Genomic DNA, 21,556 nt, shown 5'->3' on the forward strand with positions numbered 1-21,556 from the left:
GACGGTTGCGTGAGTGGATGCCGCCAGTAACCTATTGAAACACCGCGGCAAACATCCTTTCGACGTCATCCTCGGGCTCGTCCCGAGGATCTAAGCACGGTCCCATTTGCTCGACTTTCATGGACACTTGGCGCTAGGATGCAACGCACGAGATCATGCGAGGGGGAGGCGAGGTGGCGGATAGTTCGAGTGAGACGCAGCGCAAGCTGACGACGATCTTTTCGGCGGATGTGCAGGACTATACGCGGCTGATGGGCGTCGACGAGGAGGGGACGCTCGAGACGCTGAAGCGGTATCGCGACCGGATGTCCAGGCTGATCGAGGCGCATGGCGGACGGGTGGTCAATACCTGGGGCGACGGGCTGATCGCCGAGTTTCCGAGCGTGGTCGAGGCGGTGCGCGCCGCTGTCGACGTGCAGAACGAACTGGCGGGGTTGAACGCAGCCCGGCCCGCCGATGGCCGCATGCTGTTTCGCATCGGCATCAATCTTGGCGACGTGATCGTCGAGGGCAGCGATATCTATGGCGACGGCGTCAATATCGCCGCGCGGCTGCAGGCGCAGGCACCGGCCGGCGGCGTGGTGATCTCGAACACTGTTTACGATCAGGTGCGCAACAAGGTGGCGGTCGGGTTCGATTTCCTCGGGCCGCTGAACGTGAAGAACGTGGCCGAGGCGGTGCCGAGCTATGCCGTCAGGATAGGGGACGGTGCTGGCGATGCGGCGGAGTATGCGCGTGCAGAGGCGCCGTCGGGAGCTGCGGCTCAATCGACAAGGCCGGGTCCGTTGTCCGGTGAGCGACTAGGTCCGTTGGCCGGCGTGTTGCCGGGTCGGAACGCGGGGCAATCGCCGGATCAGCGGCGGAACCTTGCGGTGCTCGGCGTGATCGCCGCAGCACTCGTCGTCATCAACACGCTGACATGGCACGGGGTCTTCTGGGCTGCTTGGCCGCTCCTGGCGCTGGCCTATGTCGCGGCCATGCGCTGGGCGCATCTGCAGGAGCGGTTCGATGCGCGGCTTGTGGCGCTTGCCATCTCGGCGCTCGGGCTGATCGGTATCAACCTTCTCTCCTGGCACGGCAATTTCTGGGCGATCTGGCCGCTTCTCGCCATCGCCGTCGTGGCCGGTCTGCGATGGGCGCGGCGGGGTTAAAACCTACGCCACCACCTTCGCAGCCTTGGCCGGCAGCTTGGTCGCGGCATAGTCGCGGACGGCGTCGCCGAAGGCGGTGAAGAGCTGGTTGGAGGGCTTGTCGGTCTCGGCCCAGTATTCGGGATGCCACTGCACGCCTACGGCAAAGGCCTTGGCATCGATGACGGAGACGGCCTCGACGGTGCCGTCCTCGGCGACAGCTTCGACCGCAAGGCGCGGTGCTGTCTCGGCGATCGCCTGGCGGTGCAGCGAGTTCACCTTGATCTCGCCGGAGCCGACGATGCCGGCAATACAGGAACCTTCCCTGACATGCACGTTCTGGCGGATCGCGTACATGCCGTCGCGGTCGACATTATCTGGCTTGCGGTGGTCCCAGATACCCGGCTGGTTCTGGATCTCGCTGGCAAGCGTGCCGCCGAGCGCGACGTTCAATTCCTGGATGCCGCGGCAGATGGCGAGCAGCGGAATGGCGCGGTCGATGGCGCGGCGGATGAGCGGCAGCGAGGTGGCGTCGCGGGCGGGGTCGAAGGGGCCGTCGGCCTCGGTCGCCTCCTTGCCGTAGCGCGCGGGGTGGACGTTGCTGGCCGAGCCGGAGACGAGGACGCCGTCGACGCGGTCGAGAATGGCGTCGATGTCGTAGCCTTCCTCGAAGGCCGGGATGATGAAGGCCATGACGCCTGATGCGTTCAGCGCGGCGCGGACATATTGGTGCTGCACGGCATGCCAGGTGGCGCCGTCAAAGCTGCGGATATCGGCGGGTACGGCGACGATGGGCTTGGTCATTGTCTATCCTGAGGGCGATCATCTCTTGCCAATGAGAGAAACCAGAACGGCTTTCCTGTCAACGTGTGCCTGATGTGCCCGGCCAAATTGCGGCAAGGCCATGCGCCGCCCACGCGACGAGACGGCGACGAGACGACTAAGCCGCTGATTCCGATCGAAATGCGCTACTCGCCATATTGGTGTCGTGATCCCAAAGACTAATAGGCCGGCGCTTGAATCACCTGCGTCCGCATGCTTAGCTTCCCTCGTTCCGCGGGTGGGGAGAGTTTGGCCCCGCAGAACCAACAATGGGAGGTTTTTGATGGATCGTCGTTCATTCTTCAAGAAGGCAGGAACAGCGGGCGTCGGTGCCGTTGCTGCCTCGGCTCTGGCGGCACCCGCCATCGCCCAGGAAAATCCGAAAATCGCCTGGCGCATGACATCGTCGTTTCCGAAGAGCCTGGACACGATCTATGGCGCGGCCGACGATATCGCCAAGCATCTGGCCGCATCGACCGACGGCAACTTCACCATCCAGCCCTTTGCCGCCGGCGAGATCATTCCCGGCCTGCAGGCCGCCGATGCCGTCAGCGCCGGAACGGTGGAAGCGGCGCACACCTGCTCCTATTACTTCGTCGGCAAGGACCCGACCTACGCGATCGGCACCGCCATTCCCTTTGGCCTCAACGGGCGCCTCACCAATGCCTGGTTCTACGAAGGCAACGGCAATACGCTGATGAACGAATTCTACGCCACGCAGGGCATCTACGGCCTGCCGGCGGGCAATACCGGCGCCCAGATGGGCGGCTGGTTCCGCAAGGAAATCAACACGCTGGATGATCTGAAGGGCGTGAAGATGCGCATCGCCGGCCTCGCCGGCCAGGTGATCAGCAAACTCGGCGTCATCCCGCAGCAGATCGCCGGCGGCGACATCTATCCGGCGCTGGAAAAGGGCACGATCGACGCGTCCGAATTCGTCGGCCCCTATGACGACCTGAAGCTCGGCCTGCACAAGGTCGCGAAGTATTACTACTATCCCGGCTGGTGGGAGGGTGGCCCGACCGTGCACGCCTTCTTCAACCTCGAAAAATGGAACAGCCTGCCGAAGCATTATCAGGCAGCGCTCACCGACGCTTGCGCTTTCGCCAACACCAACATGATGGCGAAGTATGACATGAAGAACCCGCCGGCGCTGAAGCAACTGGTCTCCGAGGGCGCAACGCTGCGTCCCTTCAGCCAGGAAATCATGGAAGCCTGCTTCCAGGCTTCGCTCGGGATCTACGCCGAGATTTCGGCGTCCAATCCCTACTTCAAGAAGATCTACGAGGATCAGACGGCGTTCAAGCGCGATGCGTATCTTTGGATGCAGCTGTCGGAATATACGTTCGATACGTTCATGATGATCCAGCAGCGGGCTGGGAAAATCTGAGGGTTTTGCTCTAAAGAAAGACCCCGCCCCAAACCCCTCCCCACAAGGGGGAGGGGCTTAACTCGTTGCGCCCTCTCGCCCCATTATAGTCCCTGTTCTGCCGAGGCGTTGAACCTGGGTTAGCCCCTCCCCCTTGTGGGGAGGGGTTGGGGAGGGGACTTTCTTATTGGCCTACTTGATCACCGGCGGCTGGCTCAGATCCGGCTGCGTGGGTTTCACCTGCGCCGGCGGCTGTCCCGGCAAGCCATTCATCGGCGGCAGCGCCAGGCCCGGCATTCCGGGTGGAGTGCCAAGCCCGTTGCCGCCAAAGCCGGGGACCTCGATCTTGATCGTATTCAGATCCACCTCCGGCCCCTTCTTCAGCCAGTACGTCACCGATTGCGGCCAGAAGATCACGATGGCGACGAGGATGAGCTGCATGCCGACCCAGGGCAGGGCGCCCATGTAGATATCCGAGGTCTTGACGCTGCGGTCGGCGATCGAGCGGAGATAGAATAGCGCGAAGCCGAAGGGCGGGTGCATGAAGCTCGTCTGCATGTTGACGCAGATCAGCACGCCGAACCAGATCAGGTCGATGCCGAGCGCGGAGGCAACAGGGGCCAGCATCGGGATGACGATGAAGGCGATCTCGAAGAAATCGAGGAAGAAGGCCAGCACGAAGATGAAGATGTTGACGAAGATCAGGAAGCCCACCGGGCCGCCCGGGATGCCCGAGAGCATGTGCTCGATCCAGCGCGAACCGTCCATGCCCTGAAAGACGAGGCTGAAGCAGGTGGAGCCGATCAGGATCATTACCACCATGGAGGTGATGTGCATGGTGGAGCGCATCGCCTCCTTCATCAGCGGCCAGGTCAGGCGGCGATGCATGGCGGCGAGCGCCATGGCGCCGACGACGCCGAGCGCGCCGGCTTCGGTCGGGGTCGCGAGCCCCATGAAGATGGTGCCGAGCACGAGGAAGATCAGCACGATCGAGGGCACCATGCCCGACAGCACCTTGAAGAGCAGCGCCCAGGTGAAATCGCCGCGCACCTCCTTGGGGAGCGGCGGCACGGAAGCGGGTTTCACGATCGACAGGATCAGGATGTAGATCATGAAGATCGCCACCTGCAGGATCGAGGGACCGATGGCGCCGAGATACATGTCGCCCACGGACTTGCCGAGCTGGTCGGCGAGAACGACGAGGACGAGCGAGGGCGGGATGACCTGGGTGATGGTGCCGGATGCGGCGATGACACCGGTGGCGAGCCGCGGGCTATAGCCGTAGCGCAGCATGATGGGCAGCGAGATGACGCCCATGGTGATGACGGAGGCTGCGACCGTTCCGGTGATAGCGCCGAGCACGGCACCGACGAGGATGACCGCATAGGCAAGGCCGCCGGGGATGCGGCCGAAGAGCTTGCCCATGCCCTCGAGCAGATCCTCCGCCAGGCCGCAGCGCTCGAGGATCGCGCCCATGAAGGTGAAGAAGGGAATGGCGAGCAGGAGGTCGTTGGAGACGATGCCGAAGAAGCGCAGCGGGAGCGCCTGCAGGAAGGCCTCGCTGAAATGGCCGGTGGCGACGCCGATGATGCCGAAGAACAGGCCGACGGCTGCCAGCGAAAAGGCCACCGGGAAACCGTAGAGCATGAACAGGACCATGCCCACGAACATGGCCGGCGGAATGATGCCGAAATCGAACAATGGCTTTCCTCCCGGTCGCGGTTACTGCAGCGGCTTTTCGTATTTGGTCTCGACGACCAAATGACCCGTCAGCGCGGCGATGCGCTTGATCAGCTCGGAGAGACCCTGCAGCGTCAAAAGGCCGAAGCCCGCGACCAGGATGAGCTTGACCGGCCAGCGGATCAGGCCGCCGGCATTGGAGGAGACCTCGTGCTGAACATAGGAAAGCCAGAAGAAGGGCCAGCAGAGCCATGTGAGGAAGATGCAGGCGGGAAGCAGGAAGACGATCAGCCCGATCGTATCGATCCACAGCCGTGCCCGGTCGGACACCGAGCCGTAGATCAGGTCGACGCGGACATGTTCGTTCATTCTGAGCGTATGGGCTGCGCCCAGGACGACGACGAAGGCGAAGAGATACCACTGGATCTCGAGCCAGCCGTTGGAGCTGTAGTTGAAGGTGTAGCGGATCAGCGCGTTGGCGGCGCTGATCAGGCAACAGAACAGCACCATATATTCGGACAGCTTACCCATGAACTGGCTGACAGCATCGATCAGCCGGCTGGCGGCTAGAAAAACCGGCATGCCTTTCCCCCTCCTATTTCATGGGTTTTACCCCATGCTCTCCCACCTCAAGTGGTAGATCAGGGACCCTGAAATTGGAAGCGGAAAGCCCGGATGTTGGATTATAGTCTTATATCGCGGGCGAACCGCCAGCCGCACTTGCCGGCTGCAAAGACGACAACCTGTGGATGGGCCGCCTCATTGTGAAACATCCCCGTGAAGCTGCAAAAACTGCCGATTCCTGCTCTTGTTCTCGCTAAGATTGTAGAAAAATCAACAAAATGTGTGGGTGACCTGAAATCAATTTTTAAAGGGTTGGCGGTAGGGTGCTGCGGTACAGGGAAAATATTGGATGAAGCCAGATAGCCCGAGCAGGGTCCCTACGGATGTATATCTCTCGTTTGTGAGTTCCCTCTCGGGAAACCGCATGACGCTGCTCGCCGGTGTCATCGTTCACATCGCGACCTGCCTGGCCATTGCCTTCAAGACCGGCACCACCCTCTATCTCTGGCTTGCCGCGGGCTTTCTCCTCGTCTTCTGCGCACGTATGATCATTTTCCGCCAGTTCGACCGCGTCGACAAGCAGACGCTGACGCATGCCGGCATCGAGCATTGGGAGCGGATCCTGGTCGCGGGGGCTGCCTGCACGACGACGCTGCTCGGCATCTGCAGCGGCTATGCGATCTTCATGGTGCACGACAGCTTCTCGGAGCTTGCCAGCATCTCGGTGACGATGGCGACCATGGTCTCGGTCGTCGGGCGCAACTACGGGTCGCGCATGGCGGTCGACCTGCAGACCTTCTCCTGCTGCCTGCCGATGATCATCTGCAGCCTGATGGCGATGGATTTCTATCGCGGCATCCTGTCGATCTTCCTCATTCCCTTCTGGCTGACCACCCGGGCAATGGCCAACGGCGTGCGCGAGTTCCTTTATGAGAACGTCATCGCGCGGCGCGAGATCACCTCTATCGCCGACCGGTTCGACACCGCGCTCAACAACATGCCGCACGGGCTTGTCATGGTGGACGCGGAAAACCGCATCCAGGTGGTGAACCGCAAGGCCTGCGAACTCCTGAAGATCGGTGCGCCGGATCGGTTGAAGGACCGCGATCTCGGCGCCGTTCTGCGCTATGGCGCGCGCTACAATTTCATGGATTCCTCGCAGCCGGAGCTCATCCTGCGGCAGATGACGCATGTCGCCGAGGGCAAGCTGTCGCGCATGCTCATCCATTTTCCGGAAGACCTGTCGCTCGAGTTCTCCGCCAGCCGCCGCGCAGATGGCGGCGCCGTGCTGATCTTCGAGGACGTGTCGAGCCGCGTGAAGGCCGAGCAGAAGATCTTGCACATGGTGCGCTACGACGCACTGACGGGCCTGCCGAACCGTGAATATTTCAGCCATCTCGTCCAGGATTACCTGAACAAGCATCCGAAGAAGCGCGGCCCGCTCGGCTTCATGGTTCTCGACATCGACGAGTTCAAGCATGTCAACGACATGCGCGGCCACATCACCGGCGACCGGCTGCTCTGCGCCATCGCCAACCGCATCGAGGAGCGCTCGCGCAAGGCGATCGTCGGCCGCCTGATGGGCGACCAGTTCATCCTGTTCTTCCCGCATGCCAAGGATGCGGAAGCGATGGATGCGGAGATCCGCCGCGTCCATGCCGAAATCCAGGGGAACTACGAGGCCGACGACGTCACCTTCCTGGTGTCGCTCTCGGCCGGTTTCGCGATCCTCGAAAGCGATGCGTTCGCGATGGACGAATGGAGCATCAAGGCGGATCTGGCGCTGTTCGAGAGCAAGTCCAAGGAGCGCGGCGGCATTTCCGGCTTCGAGCGCGAGATGGACGGCCGCTATATCGAAAAGCAGAAGCTGAAGGCGGACCTGCGCGAGGCGGTGGCTGCCGGCGGGCTCAACATCGCCTACCAGCCGATGTTCAAGGCCGATGGCTCGCGCATCGAATGCGCCGAGGCGCTGGCGCGCTGGGTACATCCGGAGAAGGGGGCCATCCCGCCTGATGTGTTCATCCGCCTTGCCGAGGACATGGGCATCATCTCCGACATCACGCGTTTCATCCTGATGAAGGCCTGCATGGATTGCATGACGTGGCCGGATCATATCGCGGTCTCCGTCAACCTTTCGGCGCGCGACCTGCGCGACAACGATATTCTCGCCGTCGTCTCGCAAGCGCTGAAGAATTCCGGCCTGAGCCCCGATCGGCTGCACCTCGAAATCACCGAGAGCTGCCTGATCGATGAGCCGGCGGCGGTACGCGCGATCCTGGCGGAGCTGCGCAACAGCGGCATCACCATCGCCATCGACGATTTCGGCACCGGCTTCTCCAGCCTCAGCTATCTCGATACGCTGCCGCTCGACATCATCAAGATCGACCGCTCGTTCCTGCGCAACATCGTGGAGGATGGCCGTCGTCTGAAGCTTCTGCGCGGGACGGTCAACCTTGCCCGCGAACTCGGCCTCAAGATCGTCACCGAAGGTGTCGAAACCACCGAGCAGCTGGCCTTGCTCAACAAGTACCGGGCGACCGATCTGGTCCAGGGCTACGTCTTCTCGCCGCCAGTGCCGTCGCAGAACATCGCGCTGCTGCAGGAGGCGATTGGCCGCCGTACGCCGGTGCCGCGCCGCCGCAACAACGTCGCCTGATCCTTCATTCCACCACTTCTGATCGCCGCTGACGCCGTCCGCTTTGCAACCGGTCGGCTTTTTAGTCATTCCTTAATGATTGCGGCACGTTAACCTTAACAACTTAAATACGATTAAATTTATCTTAAAATCTTGCGTTCCGGGCCGTAATGGTATGATTAATAAGCCGTTAACGAACGGACGGACAAAATGTCAGGATCACATTCCAACGTAAGTGATTTCAGCCGCAAGATTCTTGAAGTTCTCGATAATGTCGAATACCGCCGCGTTGAAAGCAACGAGGACCTGGCACAGGTGGAACGCCTGCGCTACAAGGCCTACAAGGCGCACGACGTGCTGGCGCTGGCCCCCAAGGGCCTGCTCGACGACAGCGATTTCGACAGCCATGCCTATGTTTTCGGACTGTACTATTATGGGGAGATGGTGAGCACCGTCCGGATCCATTATGTGACACCCGACCATCGGCTCAGCCAATCGGGCGGGGCATTCCCCTGGGCGATGGACGCGATGCTCGACGCCGGGCTGACGCTGATCGACCCGGCGCGCTTCGCCGCCGATCCCGAGATGACGGCGGATCTCTCCTGGATCCCCTATCTCACGCTGCGTCCCTCGATCGTCGCCGCTGCCTATTTCCGCGCCAGCCGGGTTCTGCAGTTCTGCCGACCGCCGCATGCAGCCTTCTACAAGCGCGTCTTCTATGCCGACACCATCGTGCCCGGCCAGCTGGCGAAGAACTACGGCATCGACATGACGCTGATGGCGACCAACGTGATCGAGGTCGGGCGCAAGCTTTTGACGCGCTATCCGTTCTTCATCTCCAGCGCCAGCGAACAGCGCATGATGTTCTCGCGCAACCCGAACGACACGCTGCCGCCGCTGACCATCATTCCGACGGCGCGCTTCGTGCCCGAGGGTCAGTTCGGCACCGATCTGCCGCTCTGAGGCAATCCAACACGATGCATGGGAGAGCCGCGTGGCCGCGGCATTCTCATGCATTGCGCTTTTCCGGGCTTTGTGTAATTCCTCTAGCGGGACATTTGTACGTGGGAGCGTGCGGATGAGAAAGTCATGCGGCCGCATCATAATGCGGGCCGGGGTTTCAGGGAGATGACAAGCATGGCCGAGCACAATACCGGACCCGCCGAAGTCGGCGCGCCGATGGACTACCCAGCGCACGAGCAGACCTACAACATGTTCCTGGTGGCCGCGAAGTTCGGCACGCTGTTCCTCGTTGCGCTGCTGCTCGGCATGACCGCCGGCTTCTTCGCAGGCGCTGGCCTGCTCGGCGGCATCGTGGTGCTGCTGATCGTCTTCATCGCCGGCCTCGTGCTGCTGCGCTAGTCAGTCACCCAAATCAGATCGACGTATCGAGAGCAGGGCGGGAACGTGTTTCCCGCCCCTGTACGTGTATTTTCTTGCCAATTATTGCAACATGCGGTTTCATTGATCATTGCGGCATCGTCCAAGTGCATTCCTTACAAAGCAACTCGGTTTTTGATGGGTGTCACAGATGGCTTTTACACATGGATCGTGAAGTCTCTATCTTCAGTGTCATTGCTGGGTGGGGTCTAAGCGCGCTTGTTTGCGTGGCGTTGCTTGCCGATGCCGGCATCAATCTGTTTGCGCCGCAGATGCTGGCGACCGACATGGCAGCATCGGGCTTTCCGCCCGAACTCGCGACCACGCTCGGGCTTATTATCCTCGTCTGCGTCGTGCTTTACGCCATTCCGGCTACGGCCGTGCTCGGCGCTGTCATGATAACGGGGTTTCTCGGCGGAGCGATCAGCATTCATTTCCGGCTGGGCGAGATCTTCTCGCCGCCGCAGCTGATATGTCTGATGCTTGGCGTGCTGGCGTGGGGTGGCCTTTATCTACGCGATGCGCGGATCAGAAACATCATCCCGATCCGGCTTTGAGGCTGCTGGGCTGCGACTGCCTCAGTCGCGCTGCAGCACGCGGCGCGGGGCCGTCAGTTCCCAGCGCAGGCCTTCCGGGCGGAAGTCGACGTGGACGCTGCCGCTGAAGGCGGCGGCTGCGTGGTTCTTGATGACTGTCGTGCCGAAGCCGGAGCGTTCCGGCGCGGTCACCGGCGGTCCGTTGCGCTCGTCCCAGACCACGCGGAGCATCTCTTCGGTGTGCTCGTCTTCCTGGATGCTCTGCCAGTAGAGCCGGACGCGGCCCTGGGGGACCGAGAGCGCGCCGTACTTGATGGAATTGGTGGCGAGCTCATGCAGGGTGAGGCCAAGGTTCTGCACGGCCTCGGGCTTCAGCATGAAATCGGTGCCGGTCACCTCGATCTGCTGCAAAGCGTGCGGGAAGGCTTCGAGGTGGATATCGATGACACGGCGCAGCGACGCGCCGGCCCATTGCTCACTGGTCAGAAGCTGGATGGAGCGCGCCAGCCCTTCGAGGCGATCGGCGACGGCTGCCTGGTATTCCTCGACCGAGCTCGCCTGCCGGGCGATCTGGCGCATCATGGCCTGGGCGAGCGCAAGCAGGTTCTTGGTGCGGTGGACGAGCTCGTTCATGACGAAATGCAGCCGGTCTTCCGTCTGGCTGCGATCGAAGGAAGCGTTGGAGAGCGCTACGGCCACGCGGTTGGCCTCGATCACGCTGGTCTCGATCGGCGCGACGATGTGGCCTTCGCCCATGCGGTTTGCCATATCGGCGATGGCGCGGATGGTGGTGCGCACCTGGCGGGCAACGATATAGGCGCCGAAGATGGCGACCAGAAACAGCGCGATGCCGCCGATGATCAGGAAGCGCCATGTCGTGAGGATCGAGGCCTGGGCGGTGGCGACCGGTCCCCAGACCACGGCCTTCCACGACCAGCCGGGGATCTGCGCATAGCCGAGCAGGGCTTTCGGCATGATGACGCTATCCTCGTAGACGCCGCTCGAATTGATCAGCTCGGGAAGGATGCGTGGATCGAAAGGCTGGCCGAAGGCGAGGTTGGTGGCGCCGGCGGAGGCGACGACATGGCCGCTCTGATCGAGGATAGCGGCCGACCAGTCGGACGACAGGCCCTCCGTCGAGACCATCTTGGCGAGGTCCTTGGCGTTCTGCGTGACGATCAGGGCCGCGACGTCGCCGATCTTGACGGGCATGGCGACGTTGTAGACCCATTCACCGCTGGTGCGGCCCATGAAGACATCGGATGCCTCGATGCGGCCGGAGCGCATGACCGATTCGACCGATGGCAGGTTGGCCACCTTGCCGAGCGGCGTGCCGTAATCGACGCGGGTATTGAGCAGCAGCTGGCCCGATTTGTCCACCGCCAGCACGTAGAGCGTGTCGCCACGCATCGCGGTTTCGGTGCGGTTATGGAAGGCGGCGAAATCGTCGTGCTCGAGTTCGGGGGAGGTAGAAAGGAGCCGCAGCGTGGTCGCCATGTCCTGCAGCTGGCGGTCGACCGTGCGGGCAAGGGCGGTCGCGTCCTGCGCGGTCTCGCGCTTCAGGATCGAACGCTGGCTGTCTTCCAGCTGGCCGAGCAGCAGCGCCACCAGCGCGAAGATCGGGAGCGCCACGGCAACAGCCATCGCGATCAGGTATGTACCGATCGAAGCCTTGGGGAAGAAACGCAGGCTACGCTTCATCGGCACTGGTACCGCCTGACGCGTGAGAGAACGGCCGCGGACACAGGTTTCCAACAGGTAACAGCAGAGAGTTCAATCACAATATCCGCCCTCAACGCGCTATCACATTCCCGATAGCCTGCTATCGAACGTGTCGCATGTTAGGGGCAGGGGGGATTGCTTGCAACATACTAAAACATACCCGAAGGCATTTGTCGGTCGGTGCTGCTTGCGCTGTCAGAGGAAGCGGGTGGGCCGGAAGGGCGTGAGCATCGGATCGCTCTCGCCCTGCAAAATCTCGCCGGAGGCGAGCATGCCGGCGAGCGGCGCCAGCGTCACGCCGGAGTGCATGACGGCGATATAGAGACCGTCGCAGACATCGCCGATCATGGGGAAACCGTCCTTCGGCGTCGGGCGATAGCCGACGGTGAAGAAGTCCATGGCGAGCGACTGGCTGTCGGAAAGTGCTGATTTCACCTTGGCGAACAGGGCTTGCGCCGTCGCATGCTGGTCTTCGCCCGGCTGGGCGCCACCGAAATCGCTGCCGGCGATGATGCGGCCTTCAGCGGTCTGGCGCATGTGCAACTCCGGCGCCATGACGAGGCCGTTCAGCCGTCTGCCATGCGGGCGGGAATGGACGATGAGGCCGGCGGGTGTTTCGATCGGCAGCGTGATGCCGATGCTTGCGGGCAAAGGCGCTGTGCCGGCGCCGGAGGCGAGCACGACATGATCGGCTTCCATCACGCCTGCCGACGTCACCACGCCGGAGATACGCTCGCCGGTGCGCAACAGCCCGCGCACGGCGGCGTCGATCACGGTCGCGCCGCGCGTCTTGGCATCGGCGAGCATCATGCGGGCGGCGGCGACAGGCTCGACGGCGCCTTCCTCGGCAACGACCACGGCATGGTCGGGATGATTGGCGAGATGAGGCTCGCGCTTACGGATCGCATCGCCATCGACGCGTTCGATGCCGTAGCCCCAGGCGCCGTGCTCGGCGATGAAGGCGTCCAGCCGCTCCGGCGGCAGGTCCCAGGAGAGGCTGCCGCACCATTCGAGCGGCAGGCCGGGCAGTTCGCCGGCCAATCTCTTCCACTCGGCCATCGAGCGGCGGCGGAAGCGATAGTAGAATTCGGGATTGCCCCAGCTGGCGTTGATCCAGGAGAAGGAGCAGGGGGTGGCGACGCCGCCATTATCCTCGGCGACGACGGTGACCTTGGCGCCGTCGCGGGCCAGATGCCAGGCGATGGAGGCGCCGATGATGCCGGCGCCGACGACGATCACATGCGGTTTGGCAGCCATCGTCGTCCTCGTCCTTCGTAATTAGGCCGGATCAGCCGGCGGCGCTGACGCGGGCGAGGCCGTCCTTGGCAGGCTGGTATTTCGGGCTGAGGCCGATGGCGTGGCGATAGGAGCGGGCGGCCTTCTGCTTGTCGCCGCGACGCTCGTAGACCAGCGCCTGGTTGGCCCAGCTCTCGGCGATGTTGCCGTTCAGCTCGATCGCGTGGTTGAAGTCGGCGAAGGCGTTGTCGTCGTCATTGAGCGCGATGTAGGAAATGCCGCGGCCGTTATAGGGCTCCGGCGAGTTCGGCGAGAGCGAGATCGCCTTCGAGAAATCGTCGATCGCCTTGGCCTGGTCGTTGCGCTTCTGGAAGATCAGGCCACGATTGTGGTAGGCGCGGCCGTCGGTGGTGCCGTTCTGGATCGCCTTGTTGAAATCGTTGAAGGCGGCGTCGTCCTGGCCGGCGGTGCGGTAGACGTTGCCGCGGCCGATCAGAGCCACGTCGTAGTTCGGGTTGATCTGCAGCGCCGCGTTGTAATCCTGGATCGCCTGCTGCTGCTGGCCCATGTTGCGGTAGACGAGCGCGCGGTTGGCGTAGGCCTGGTAGAACTTCGGATTGATCTGCAGGGCGGTGTTGAAATCGTTCAGCGCCGCGCGGAAATCGCCGCCGCGACCATAGGCGGAACCGCGAACGTTGTAGCCCTCGGGATCGCGCGGGTTGGCGTTGATGACCGAGGTCAGCGATGCGATGTTTTCCTGCGAGCCCTGGGCCTTGTCGATGCGGATGACGGCATCGGAGGTGCTGTTCGTGGTGCAGCCGGCGAGACCGAGAGCGGCGACCAGCGCCAGCACGGGCAGGGCGGTCATTTTCGTCGACGAACGCAAGGATCGGGCATTCAACATCGTATCAGCCATGCGGGCTCGTTTTCCCCATTACGGCCGGCCGGTCTTGAGACGGGCAGGCGAAGCAGCAAACAAAAAAGGCGGTGGCGACCAGATCGCCCCCGCCAACATGCATCTGAAAACGTCGAAATAACGACGGGAACGCCTTAGCGTGCAGCAACTCCGCCTTCGCGCTGAAGGCGCTTGCGGGCCAGCTTGCGAACGCGACGAACAGCTTCGGCCTTTTCGCGAGCGCGCTTTTCCGAAGGCTTTTCGTAGTAGTCGCGCATCTTCATTTCGCGGAAAATGCCTTCGCGCTGCATTTTCTTCTTGAGAGCGCGGAGAGCCTGGTCAACATTGTTGTCGCGGACGAGTACCTGCACGAGAATCACGTTCCTTTGGTTCGGTTGATGCCTGGGTCATCCCAATGACAGAGGCAAAAAATGTTCATTCCGCGCGGCAGCGCCTCGCGATTGGTGTGCGGGATAGCAGATCACTTGGCCGAAGTCCATATGGATCAGCGGGTTTCAGCCGAAAAAACCCTGCAATCCAGGCTCGCATTGGCGCAAAAGGTATTTTCCCCCTCGCATCGCGCCACAAGTGCCCGGTGCGGTGCCCGAAAGCCCGTGGCGGCAGGGCTTGGCGGCTAATTCCGGTTCGTTCCTTGCATCGGCTGCCATTTGCACTATAATTGCGCCATCGACTATTGCTTGTGACCTTTGTCAAAGAGCCCAATCGCTCCGTCAGATCTCCTCTCAAAATCGATCATGCCCGGCACGCAATTGCTGGGAAATGCCTCGCATTGGAAGTGATCATTGGTATCGCTGCGAGGATCGGCTTTTTGCCGGTCGCCTCAGGATTTCGATCCTCCGGCGCAGCAGTTCAGACCGTTTCGGGGCCTTGGTCTCGATTGTTGAAATTGCCGGCGGCGATTTCGGCACCACTTAGCCGGCATCCTCGATGCCAGACACGAAACCGCGACGATTGCCGTCAAGACATCCCGGCCTCGCTTATGGCGCCAAGGGCGGGAAACAGTTTTCGGCTCGTCACAAACCGGCAATTCGTTGCCGCAAGAAAGGAATACAATTTGCAGGTTCTCGTCAGGGATAACAATGTCGACCAGGCGCTCCGCGTCCTGAAGAAGAAGATGCAGCGCGAAGGTCTCTTCCGCGAATTCAAGGCGCGCAGCGCCTATGAAAAGCCGTCGGAAAAGCGCGTGCGCGAAAAGGCCGAAGCCGTTCGCCGCCAGCGCAAGCTGACCCGCAAGAAGCTGCAGCGCGAAGGCCTGCTTCCTGCACCGAAGAAGGCCGTGCGTCCGGCCCGCTAAAGGCTGGCCCAACGCTTAGATGTAGAGAGCGCAGATGACTTCAGATGATGAATTCTTCAATCAGGCCAAGCTCTCGTCTCGCGATAAGGCTGTCGTGACCGACACGACGGCCCGTGCGATCATTTCAGCCGAGGCCGCGGCTCGCGAATTGAAGACGGAGAAGCTCAAGGCTCTCCGCCTGCAACGCGCTGCCGAGGCCCCGCCTGAGGCCGAACCCGTCAAGAAAAAGCGGGCAACGTCCAAGACCGCGTCCTCCTGATCTCGGAGCGCCCGATCGGGCACGCGTCGTTCCTTCCGACATTCGGTTGATTGTGCACATCGGCATCGGGCCCCTTTGGGTCTGTGCCGCCGATCTGTGGTTTATTCCTCTGTTCTAAAATGACCCGGACTTCTTGGTAGGCTTACCTCCGGTTAAGTGCGATTCAACGTGCGATGGCACTTTTGCGCCGCGTGCTCGTTTTCGAGCATGCTGTACGTTCAAGACATAAAGCGCCTCCTGAGGCGCCGGGATGGAAACTTCGGCATCACCACCGCGCTCGTGCTGCCTATCCTGGTGGGCGTCGCGGGGCTGGCGGTCGATACCGCAAACCTCTCCCTGTCGCAGCGCCAGTTGCAGGAAGCGACGGATGCATCGGCGCTTGCCGTCTCGACCGCGCTTATGAAGGGAACCGCCGACGAGACGTCAGGAAAGACGCTGGGGCTTGATTTTCTCTCCGGCCAGGTGGCCAGCATTGCCGGCAGCACGGCGGCTGCGGCCGCCAAACAGGCAGCCACGGTCTCGATCACGACGACGACCACCGCAGCCGGCAAGAATTTTGTGGTTGCTGTCAATGCGTCGATGCCGGTGACGCTGTCGCCGCTGAGCGCGCTTATGGCCGGCAATACGAAAACCGTGTCTGCCGGCAGCAAGACCACCAGCGGCTCAGGCACAACGAAGAACGGCATCTCGATCGAGCTTCTGATCGATGCGTCGACCTCGATGGCCGACGACGTGAACGGCTTGAAGTGCACGCTCTACCTGCTCGGCATGTGCCTTATCACCCCGCCTGGCTACTACGCCAAGATCGACGCGTTGAAGAGTGCCGCGGGCAAATTGTTCGATTCGCTCGACAAGTACGATCCAACCCCTCGCTATGTGCGAAGCGGAGCAATCTCCTATACCAGCAGCATCAAGGGGCAATCGGCGATGGCCTGGGGCACGACGGGCGCGCGCGAGCACGTCAAGAACATCACAATCGTAGGAAATAGTGGCACCGACGCGACGGCGGCTGTGAAAACGGCGAATGCAAATATCGCCCAGAACTCATATGGCACGGACAAGGAAAGCGTCGAGCAGGCGAAGAAACTCAACACCACCTCGGACCGCATCATCATCTTGATGACCGATGGCGACATGACCGGGGATACCGGCAGTTGGGTGAGCAAGCTCGACCAATCAGTGCGCGACGAGTGCACCAACGCCAAGGCGGCCGGCATCAAGATCTATACGGTGGCCTTCATGGCACCGGACAAGGGCAAGGCGCTCTTGAAATTCTGCGCCTCCACCGACGCCAACTATTACGAACCGAACACGATGGATGCGCTGACGGCGGCATTCAGCTCGATCGGCGAGGCGGCGACCAAAACGATGAGCCGGCTGACGAATTGAGAAACGGAAATGGCTCGCCGCTCCTTTCCGGAGAGGCGAGCCGCTGCATCGTCATATCATTATATAGCTCAGAATTCCTGGGCGGTCGGGCGCAGGACGATCTCGTTGATATCGACATCGTCAGGCTGTGAAATGGCATAGGCGATGGCGCGGGCGACGGCGCTTGCCGGAATGGCCATCTTGTAGAAATCGAGCACGGTCGATTGCGCGGTACCCGTGGTGTTGTGCTTGAGATCGCTGTCGACGGCGCCCGGCTCGATCGAGGTGACGCGAACCTTGGAGCCGACTTCCTGGCGCAGACCGTCGGAGATGGCGCGGACGGCGAACTTGGTACCGGAGTAGACGGTGCCACCAGGAGCGAAGACCTTGATGCCGGCAACCGAGCTCAGGTTGATGATGTGGCCGCGGCTCTTTTCGAGGAAGAAGGGGAGGGCGGCGGCGATGCCATAGAGCGTGCCCTTGATGTTGACGTCGATCATGGCGTCCCATTCCTCGGTGTTGACCTCGGCCATCGGACGGATCGGCATGATGCCGGCGTTGTTGATCAGCACATCCAGCGTGCCGAAATCGGCGATTACGGCGTCGGTGACCTGCTTGACCTGGTTCTTGTCGACGACGTCGAGCTGGTAGGCGCGGGCTTCGCCGCCGGCCTTGGCGATTTCGGCGACGACTTCATCGAGCTTGTCCTTGCGGCGGGCGGCGATCGCGACGCGGGCGCCGTTGGCTGCCAGATGGCGCGCCGTCTCGGCGCCGAGGCCGGTGCTGCCACCGGTGATGAGTACGACTTTACCCTTGATGTTCTCACTCATGATCGTTCTCCTTGTTTCGGCCAGACTGTGTCGGCCTTCGATGAGGGGATCATGCGCTTGGTAGCGGTATTTCAGAAATTTATTTGTTTGATCCTAGGTATTCATGTTGCATTATAACTGCATGCGATACGACCTCAATCTGCTGCCTGTCTTCATGACCCTGATGGAAGAGCGCAATGTCACGCGCGCCGCCGACCGTCTGGGTATCACCCAGCCGGCGCTCTCCAATGCGCTGGCGCGGCTGCGCGTCGTCATGCGCGATCCGCTTTTCGTGCGCGAGCGCTATGGGATGCAGCCGACGCAGATGGCGCTGGAGCTGGCGCCTGTTATCGCGACCGCGCTGGCGGCGATCGATGGGGCGGTGCTCGGGCAGCAGGAGTTCGATCCCGCTGAGGCCGATCTCTCCTTCACCATCGCGCCCAACAGCTATGTCGAATATGTTTTGATGCCCGCCATCGTCGCCAGGCTGCGCGAGACGGCGCCGGGGATCAGGCTTCGGCTGACGCCCTATGGCAACGACCTGATCGAGACCGGTGTCATGTCGGGCACGACGGCGATGGTGCTCGGCCGCATCGTCGAGCCGCCGGACAATCTGGTCGTGCAGCATCTGATGGACGAGGGGCTCGCCTGCGTGGTCAGGGCCGATCATCCCGAGGTCTCCGATAGCCTGTCGAAGGAGCAGTACGAGCGGATGCGGCATGTCAACGTCGTGCCCCACGGCCGCTTGCGCGTCGGGCTGTTCCAGGCGCTGGAGCAGCGCGGGCTACGGCGCGAGGTGGCGGTGTCGGTGACGCATTTCCTGGCCGTGCCGGAGATGATCGCGGTCACCGACTATTGCGCGACACTGCCACGGCTGATCTGCCGGCACCTGGCGGCCGACCCCCGGCTGAAGATCGTGCCGGCGCCCGTCGATCTCGGCAGCTTCCCAGTCGATCTCGCCTGGCACGTCCGCCACCGCAACGACCCGGCCCACCGCTGGCTTCGCTCGCTGATTGCGGATGTGGCGCGCGAGGTTTCGGAGGTGAGGTGGACGCCGGGAGGGTGAGGGGAGTGGCAGGCTTGAGGGCGCAGACGGCTCTGTGCCAAGATCGCCTGCCGTGCGTTCAGTCCAGCTCCTGCGCCAGGCCGATCAACAGCCCTCCGGGACCCCTGATATAGCAGAGCCGATAGGCGTCCTTGTATTGCACCAATTCGCCTTCGAGCCGGGCGCCGCGTTTGCCGAGGCGTTCGAGCGTGTCGTCGATGTCATCGACGGCGAACATGACGCGTAGATAGCCGAGCGCGTTGACCGGGGCGTCGCGGTGATCGGCAATGATGTCAGGCGAGATGAAGCGGGAGAGTTCGAGGCGGCTGTGGCCATCGGGCGTGCGCATCATGGCGATCTCGACGTGCTGGTCGCCGAGCCCGGTGATGCGTCCGGCCCACTCGCCCTCGACCATGGTGCGTCCCTCCAGCTCAAGGCCGAGTTCGCGGAAGAAATCGATCGTCTCATCGAGATCGTCGACGACGATGCCGACATTGTCCATGCGCTTGACTGCCATGTGCCCGGCCTCCTCAAGCGAAACGGAGTGCCGATTTCGCCCGCGCCTTGGCGGCCACTTCCTCGCGGTCGCGCGGCGGCTGCGAGGTCTCCAGCGTGTCCAGCAGTTCGCGGGCGCAGGCCGCGATCGACGAAACGGCGGCCTCGAAGGCTTCCTCGTTGCGTTTCGACGGCTTGTTGGTGCCGCTCAGCTTGCGCACGAACTGGAGCGCCGCATCATGGATTTCCGCGTCCGTTGCCGGCGGGTCGAAATTGAACAGGGGTTTGATGTTCCGGCACATGCCTTGCCTCCCTTTCTCGTCATTGCCGCCCGGTTGGCTGCGGCGTGACCTATAAGGGAAGCTAGGCGAGGGGGCGGCGATTGCAACCGCAAGCGATGTCAGCCGCTTATGGATAAAGATAATACCGCGTCCAGTCCTTTCGGGCGATGATCGCGCCGCGCTTGAAGGCGAAGGCGACGATGGACAGGTGGTCGGGGCTTGTCGTGCAGGCATAGGACAGGCGGTACCAATCGCCGTTGCGGCGGAACACCGCGCCATCGGCATCGACATGCACCGCCGTGCGTTTGGGATGCGAGAAGGTGTAGGAGATGACCTTGTCTGCCTGCAGGCGATCCATCGCCTCGATGTCGCAACGCTGGTCGAGCTGATCTGCCGGGGTGAGCTTCTTGATCTGTGTGATCGTTCTGCCGTCGAGCGCGAGCGCGTTGGTCGAAAGGGCCGAGATCGCGAAAAGGGCGAGGCCCATCTGGGGGAGTAGCTTTGCCATGCGGCGCGACTAACATGCGCTTCAAAGCCCGATCAAGGGCGGAGCCGGACGTTTGTGCCCAGATCACGACATTGCTATTTCGGTGGCATCTCGTTCGTCCGGTCAAGTTCATCCGGCGCATCCGCCGCAATCGCGCGCGTGTCAAAACAAAAGCGCATCGGCGTCGCAAAAGAAACGTTGTGCCGCATTTCGATTTGCGATTTGTATGGCCGACGACAGGGGATTTTCCCCGCAAGGAGATGAAGGCGGATGCGCAGATATTCGGTTTTTGCCGTGGCACGTGAGGCTCTGAGGGGCCACAAGGGCTGGGACAAGCAATGGACGTCGCCGGAGCCGCGCGCCGAATACGACGTCATCATCATCGGTGGCGGCGGACATGGCCTGGGCGCGGCCTATTATCTGGCCAAGGAGCACGGCATCACCAATGTCGCGGTGCTCGAAAAGGGCTGGCTCGGCGGCGGCAATACCGGCCGTAACACGACCATCATCCGCTCGAACTATCTCTATGAAGAGAGCATGCACATCTACGAGCATTCGATGAAGCTCTGGGAGAACCTCTCGCAGGATCTCAACTACAATGTCATGTACTCGCCGCGCGGCGTGATGATGCTGTCGCACAATGTGCATGATCAGCAATCCTTCAAGCGCCATATCCATGCCAACCGTCTCTACGGTATCGACAATGAATGGCTGACGCCGGAGCAGGCGAAAGCTTATTGTCCGCCGCTCGATATCTCCGCCAGCGCCCGCTATCCGATCAATGGCGCCGCGCTCCAGCGCCGCGGCGGCACGGCCCGCCACGATGCGGTTGCCTGGGGCTATGCGCGTGCTGCGTCCGATCGCGGCGTCCACATCATCCAGAATTGCGAAGTGACCGGCATTCGCCGCGGCCCCGACGGTCGCGTCACCGGTGTCGAGACATCGCGCGGCTTCATCGGCGCCAAGAAGGTCGGCGTTTCGGCTGCCGGCCACACGACCACGGTCATGAAGATGGCCGATGTGCGCGTGCCGCTGCAATCAAGCCCGCTGCAGGCGCTGGTATCGGAACCGCTGAAGCCGATCTTCCCTTGCGTGGTCATGTCCAACACGGTGCATGCCTATATCTCGCAGTCCGACAAGGGCGAACTCGTCATCGGCGCCGGCACCGACCAGTACAATTCCTACAGCCAGACCGGCGGCCTGCAGATCATCACGCATACGCTCGATGCCATCTGCGAGCTCTTTCCGATGTTCCGCCGCGTCAAGATGATGCGCCAGTGGGGCGGTATCGTCGACAACACGCCGGATCGCTCGGCCATCCAGTCGAAGACGCCGGTTCCGGGGCTCTACGTCAACTGCGGCTGGGGCACCGGCGGCTTCAAGGCGACGCCGGGCTCGGCCAATCTCTTCGCGCACCTCATTGCCCGCGACGAGGCGCACAAGTTCAATGCCGGCCTGACGCTGGACCGCTTCCGCACCGGCCGTCTGATCGACGAAGCCGCCGCCGCAGCCGTCGCGCACTGACACG

At 62.2% G+C, this 21,556-nt stretch carries 24 protein-coding genes; 13 read left to right on the top strand and 11 right to left on the bottom strand.

What is annotated here, in order from left to right; genetic code table 11:
• The first annotated feature begins 155 nt into the window (after positions 1–155).
• Positions 156–1,151 carry an adenylate/guanylate cyclase domain-containing protein gene (locus tag B3605_RS02490; protein WP_112945425.1) on the top strand — a complete coding sequence of 332 codons (996 nt, stop codon included), beginning with the start codon at positions 156–158 and terminating at the stop codon, positions 1,149–1,151.
• Positions 1,152–1,154: 3 nt separating this feature from the next.
• On the opposite strand, the gene B3605_RS02495 is transcribed toward B3605_RS02490, so the two are convergent.
• On the bottom strand, positions 1,155–1,934 hold the full coding sequence (locus B3605_RS02495; protein ID WP_112945424.1) for a gamma-glutamyl-gamma-aminobutyrate hydrolase family protein: 780 nt from the start codon (positions 1,932–1,934) through the stop codon (positions 1,155–1,157).
• Positions 1,935–2,235: 301 nt separating this feature from the next.
• On the opposite strand from B3605_RS02495, the gene B3605_RS02500 reads away from it, so the two are divergent.
• Complete coding sequence (locus B3605_RS02500) at positions 2,236–3,342, top strand: TRAP transporter substrate-binding protein (RefSeq protein WP_018901926.1); 1,107 nt, start codon at positions 2,236–2,238, stop codon at positions 3,340–3,342.
• A 171-nt stretch (positions 3,343–3,513) separates the two neighbouring features.
• Here the strand turns inward: B3605_RS02500 and B3605_RS02505 are convergent, their stop codons facing one another.
• Both B3605_RS02505 and B3605_RS02510 read right to left on the bottom strand, forming a co-directional pair.
• Positions 3,514–5,022 carry a TRAP transporter large permease gene (locus B3605_RS02505; RefSeq protein ID WP_112942839.1) on the bottom strand — a complete coding sequence of 503 codons (1,509 nt, stop codon included), beginning with the start codon at positions 5,020–5,022 and terminating at the stop codon, positions 3,514–3,516.
• Positions 5,023–5,043: 21 nt separating this feature from the next.
• Positions 5,044–5,583: a TRAP transporter small permease subunit gene (locus tag B3605_RS02510; RefSeq protein WP_018899834.1), complete on the bottom strand. Its 540-nt coding sequence runs from the start codon at positions 5,581–5,583 to the stop codon at positions 5,044–5,046.
• Positions 5,584–5,778: 195 nt separating this feature from the next.
• On the opposite strand from B3605_RS02510, the gene B3605_RS02515 reads away from it, so the two are divergent.
• The 5 genes from B3605_RS02515 to B3605_RS02535 all read left to right on the top strand — a co-directional run bounded on the left by B3605_RS02515 (position 5,779) and on the right by B3605_RS02535 (position 10,137).
• Complete coding sequence (locus B3605_RS02515) at positions 5,779–5,928, top strand: hypothetical protein (RefSeq protein WP_162725206.1); 150 nt, start codon at positions 5,779–5,781, stop codon at positions 5,926–5,928.
• Entirely contained in the window at positions 5,915–8,221 is a 2,307-nt protein-coding gene (locus B3605_RS02520) for a putative bifunctional diguanylate cyclase/phosphodiesterase (protein ID WP_112942840.1), read from the top strand. The genes B3605_RS02515 and B3605_RS02520 overlap by 14 nt, the downstream gene beginning before the upstream one ends.
• Positions 8,222–8,410: 189 nt before the next feature.
• The gene (locus tag B3605_RS02525) at positions 8,411–9,163 is read left to right on the top strand and encodes an N-acyl amino acid synthase FeeM domain-containing protein (protein WP_112823385.1); all 753 of its coding nucleotides are present in this window, start codon (positions 8,411–8,413) and stop codon (positions 9,161–9,163) included.
• 174 nt (positions 9,164–9,337) lie between these two features.
• A complete protein-coding gene (locus tag B3605_RS02530; protein ID WP_047509634.1) occupies positions 9,338–9,562 on the top strand; it encodes an aa3-type cytochrome c oxidase subunit IV in 225 nt (74 codons plus the stop codon).
• 182 nt (positions 9,563–9,744) lie between these two features.
• Positions 9,745–10,137: a DoxX family protein gene (locus B3605_RS02535; RefSeq protein ID WP_112942842.1), complete on the top strand. Its 393-nt coding sequence runs from the start codon at positions 9,745–9,747 to the stop codon at positions 10,135–10,137.
• 21 nt (positions 10,138–10,158) lie between these two features.
• On the opposite strand, the gene B3605_RS02540 is transcribed toward B3605_RS02535, so the two are convergent.
• The 4 genes from B3605_RS02540 to rpsU (B3605_RS02555) form a co-directional block, all read right to left on the bottom strand.
• Positions 10,159–11,817, bottom strand: coding sequence for a sensor histidine kinase (locus B3605_RS02540; protein ID WP_047509632.1), 1,659 nt, complete (start codon positions 11,815–11,817; stop codon positions 10,159–10,161).
• Positions 11,818–12,033: 216 nt separating this feature from the next.
• Positions 12,034–13,095, bottom strand: a complete 1,062-nt coding sequence (locus B3605_RS02545; RefSeq protein ID WP_112942843.1) for an NAD(P)/FAD-dependent oxidoreductase — start codon at positions 13,093–13,095, stop codon at positions 12,034–12,036.
• A gap of 31 nt (positions 13,096–13,126) precedes the next feature.
• Positions 13,127–13,990: a tetratricopeptide repeat protein gene (locus B3605_RS02550; protein ID WP_112942844.1), complete on the bottom strand. Its 864-nt coding sequence runs from the start codon at positions 13,988–13,990 to the stop codon at positions 13,127–13,129.
• A gap of 134 nt (positions 13,991–14,124) precedes the next feature.
• Positions 14,125–14,340, bottom strand: coding sequence for a 30S ribosomal protein S21 (gene rpsU, locus B3605_RS02555; RefSeq protein ID WP_018899827.1), 216 nt, complete (start codon positions 14,338–14,340; stop codon positions 14,125–14,127).
• 704 nt (positions 14,341–15,044) lie between these two features.
• On the opposite strand from rpsU (B3605_RS02555), the gene rpsU (B3605_RS02560) reads away from it, so the two are divergent.
• From rpsU (B3605_RS02560) to B3605_RS02570, 3 genes are all read left to right on the top strand, one after another.
• Complete coding sequence (gene rpsU / locus B3605_RS02560; RefSeq protein WP_018899825.1) at positions 15,045–15,284, top strand: 30S ribosomal protein S21; 240 nt, start codon at positions 15,045–15,047, stop codon at positions 15,282–15,284.
• Between the two features lie 34 nt (positions 15,285–15,318).
• Positions 15,319–15,543 (top strand): hypothetical protein, encoded by a 225-nt coding sequence (locus B3605_RS02565; protein WP_047509628.1) that lies wholly within the window; start codon positions 15,319–15,321, stop codon positions 15,541–15,543.
• 207 nt (positions 15,544–15,750) lie between these two features.
• Complete coding sequence (locus tag B3605_RS02570; protein WP_112973513.1) at positions 15,751–16,932, top strand: vWA domain-containing protein; 1,182 nt, start codon at positions 15,751–15,753, stop codon at positions 16,930–16,932.
• Positions 16,933–17,000: 68 nt separating this feature from the next.
• Here the strand turns inward: B3605_RS02570 and B3605_RS02575 are convergent, their stop codons facing one another.
• The gene (locus B3605_RS02575; protein ID WP_112942846.1) at positions 17,001–17,741 is read right to left on the bottom strand and encodes an SDR family oxidoreductase; all 741 of its coding nucleotides are present in this window, start codon (positions 17,739–17,741) and stop codon (positions 17,001–17,003) included.
• Between the two features lie 121 nt (positions 17,742–17,862).
• Between B3605_RS02575 and B3605_RS02580 the strand changes: the two genes are divergently transcribed.
• Positions 17,863–18,786, top strand: a complete 924-nt coding sequence (locus B3605_RS02580; protein WP_112942847.1) for a LysR substrate-binding domain-containing protein — start codon at positions 17,863–17,865, stop codon at positions 18,784–18,786.
• 58 nt (positions 18,787–18,844) lie between these two features.
• Here B3605_RS02580 and B3605_RS02585 read toward each other — a convergent pair whose 3' ends face one another.
• The 3 genes from B3605_RS02585 to B3605_RS02595 all read right to left on the bottom strand — a co-directional run bounded on the left by B3605_RS02585 (position 18,845) and on the right by B3605_RS02595 (position 20,049).
• Positions 18,845–19,282, bottom strand: a complete 438-nt coding sequence (locus B3605_RS02585) for a VOC family protein (protein WP_112942848.1) — start codon at positions 19,280–19,282, stop codon at positions 18,845–18,847.
• A 13-nt stretch (positions 19,283–19,295) separates the two neighbouring features.
• A complete protein-coding gene (locus B3605_RS02590) occupies positions 19,296–19,562 on the bottom strand; it encodes a DUF2277 domain-containing protein (protein WP_047509622.1) in 267 nt (88 codons plus the stop codon).
• Between the two features lie 106 nt (positions 19,563–19,668).
• Complete coding sequence (locus B3605_RS02595) at positions 19,669–20,049, bottom strand: DUF930 domain-containing protein (protein WP_112942849.1); 381 nt, start codon at positions 20,047–20,049, stop codon at positions 19,669–19,671.
• A gap of 14 nt (positions 20,050–20,063) precedes the next feature.
• On the opposite strand from B3605_RS02595, the gene B3605_RS02600 reads away from it, so the two are divergent.
• Complete coding sequence (locus tag B3605_RS02600; RefSeq protein WP_162725205.1) at positions 20,064–20,333, top strand: hypothetical protein; 270 nt, start codon at positions 20,064–20,066, stop codon at positions 20,331–20,333.
• Positions 20,299–21,552, top strand: coding sequence for a sarcosine oxidase subunit beta family protein (locus B3605_RS02605; protein ID WP_016557052.1), 1,254 nt, complete (start codon positions 20,299–20,301; stop codon positions 21,550–21,552). Before B3605_RS02600 ends, B3605_RS02605 begins: the two co-directional genes overlap by 35 nt.
• Positions 21,553–21,556: the final 4 nt, after the last annotated feature.

It is taken from the genome of Rhizobium sp. UBA1881, from assembly GCF_002338015.1.
In the GTDB taxonomy this organism is placed as follows: Bacteria; Pseudomonadota; Alphaproteobacteria; order Rhizobiales; family Rhizobiaceae; genus Rhizobium.

Coding starts and splice junctions, on each gene's coding strand:
- B3605_RS02495 (WP_112945424.1), bottom strand. CDS start 1,934: ATGACCAAGCCCATCGTCGCCGTACCCGCCGATATCCGCAGCTTTGAC.
- B3605_RS02520 (WP_112942840.1), top strand. CDS start 5,915: ATGAAGCCAGATAGCCCGAGCAGGGTCCCTACGGATGTATATCTCTCG.
- B3605_RS02510 (WP_018899834.1), bottom strand. CDS start 5,583: ATGCCGGTTTTTCTAGCCGCCAGCCGGCTGATCGATGCTGTCAGCCAG.
- B3605_RS02545 (WP_112942843.1), bottom strand. CDS start 13,095: ATGGCTGCCAAACCGCATGTGATCGTCGTCGGCGCCGGCATCATCGGC.
- B3605_RS02600 (WP_162725205.1), top strand. CDS start 20,064: ATGCGCTTCAAAGCCCGATCAAGGGCGGAGCCGGACGTTTGTGCCCAG.
- B3605_RS02540 (WP_047509632.1), bottom strand. CDS start 11,817: ATGAAGCGTAGCCTGCGTTTCTTCCCCAAGGCTTCGATCGGTACATAC.
- B3605_RS02595 (WP_112942849.1), bottom strand. CDS start 20,049: ATGGCAAAGCTACTCCCCCAGATGGGCCTCGCCCTTTTCGCGATCTCG.
- B3605_RS02490 (WP_112945425.1), top strand. CDS start 156: ATGCGAGGGGGAGGCGAGGTGGCGGATAGTTCGAGTGAGACGCAGCGC.
- B3605_RS02525 (WP_112823385.1), top strand. CDS start 8,411: ATGTCAGGATCACATTCCAACGTAAGTGATTTCAGCCGCAAGATTCTT.
- B3605_RS02580 (WP_112942847.1), top strand. CDS start 17,863: ATGCGATACGACCTCAATCTGCTGCCTGTCTTCATGACCCTGATGGAA.
- B3605_RS02575 (WP_112942846.1), bottom strand. CDS start 17,741: ATGAGTGAGAACATCAAGGGTAAAGTCGTACTCATCACCGGTGGCAGC.
- B3605_RS02570 (WP_112973513.1), top strand. CDS start 15,751: ATGCTGTACGTTCAAGACATAAAGCGCCTCCTGAGGCGCCGGGATGGA.
- B3605_RS02585 (WP_112942848.1), bottom strand. CDS start 19,282: ATGGCAGTCAAGCGCATGGACAATGTCGGCATCGTCGTCGACGATCTC.
- B3605_RS02565 (WP_047509628.1), top strand. CDS start 15,319: ATGACTTCAGATGATGAATTCTTCAATCAGGCCAAGCTCTCGTCTCGC.
- B3605_RS02590 (WP_047509622.1), bottom strand. CDS start 19,562: ATGTGCCGGAACATCAAACCCCTGTTCAATTTCGACCCGCCGGCAACG.
- B3605_RS02500 (WP_018901926.1), top strand. CDS start 2,236: ATGGATCGTCGTTCATTCTTCAAGAAGGCAGGAACAGCGGGCGTCGGT.
- B3605_RS02535 (WP_112942842.1), top strand. CDS start 9,745: ATGGATCGTGAAGTCTCTATCTTCAGTGTCATTGCTGGGTGGGGTCTA.
- B3605_RS02530 (WP_047509634.1), top strand. CDS start 9,338: ATGGCCGAGCACAATACCGGACCCGCCGAAGTCGGCGCGCCGATGGAC.
- B3605_RS02550 (WP_112942844.1), bottom strand. CDS start 13,990: ATGGCTGATACGATGTTGAATGCCCGATCCTTGCGTTCGTCGACGAAA.
- B3605_RS02605 (WP_016557052.1), top strand. CDS start 20,299: ATGCGCAGATATTCGGTTTTTGCCGTGGCACGTGAGGCTCTGAGGGGC.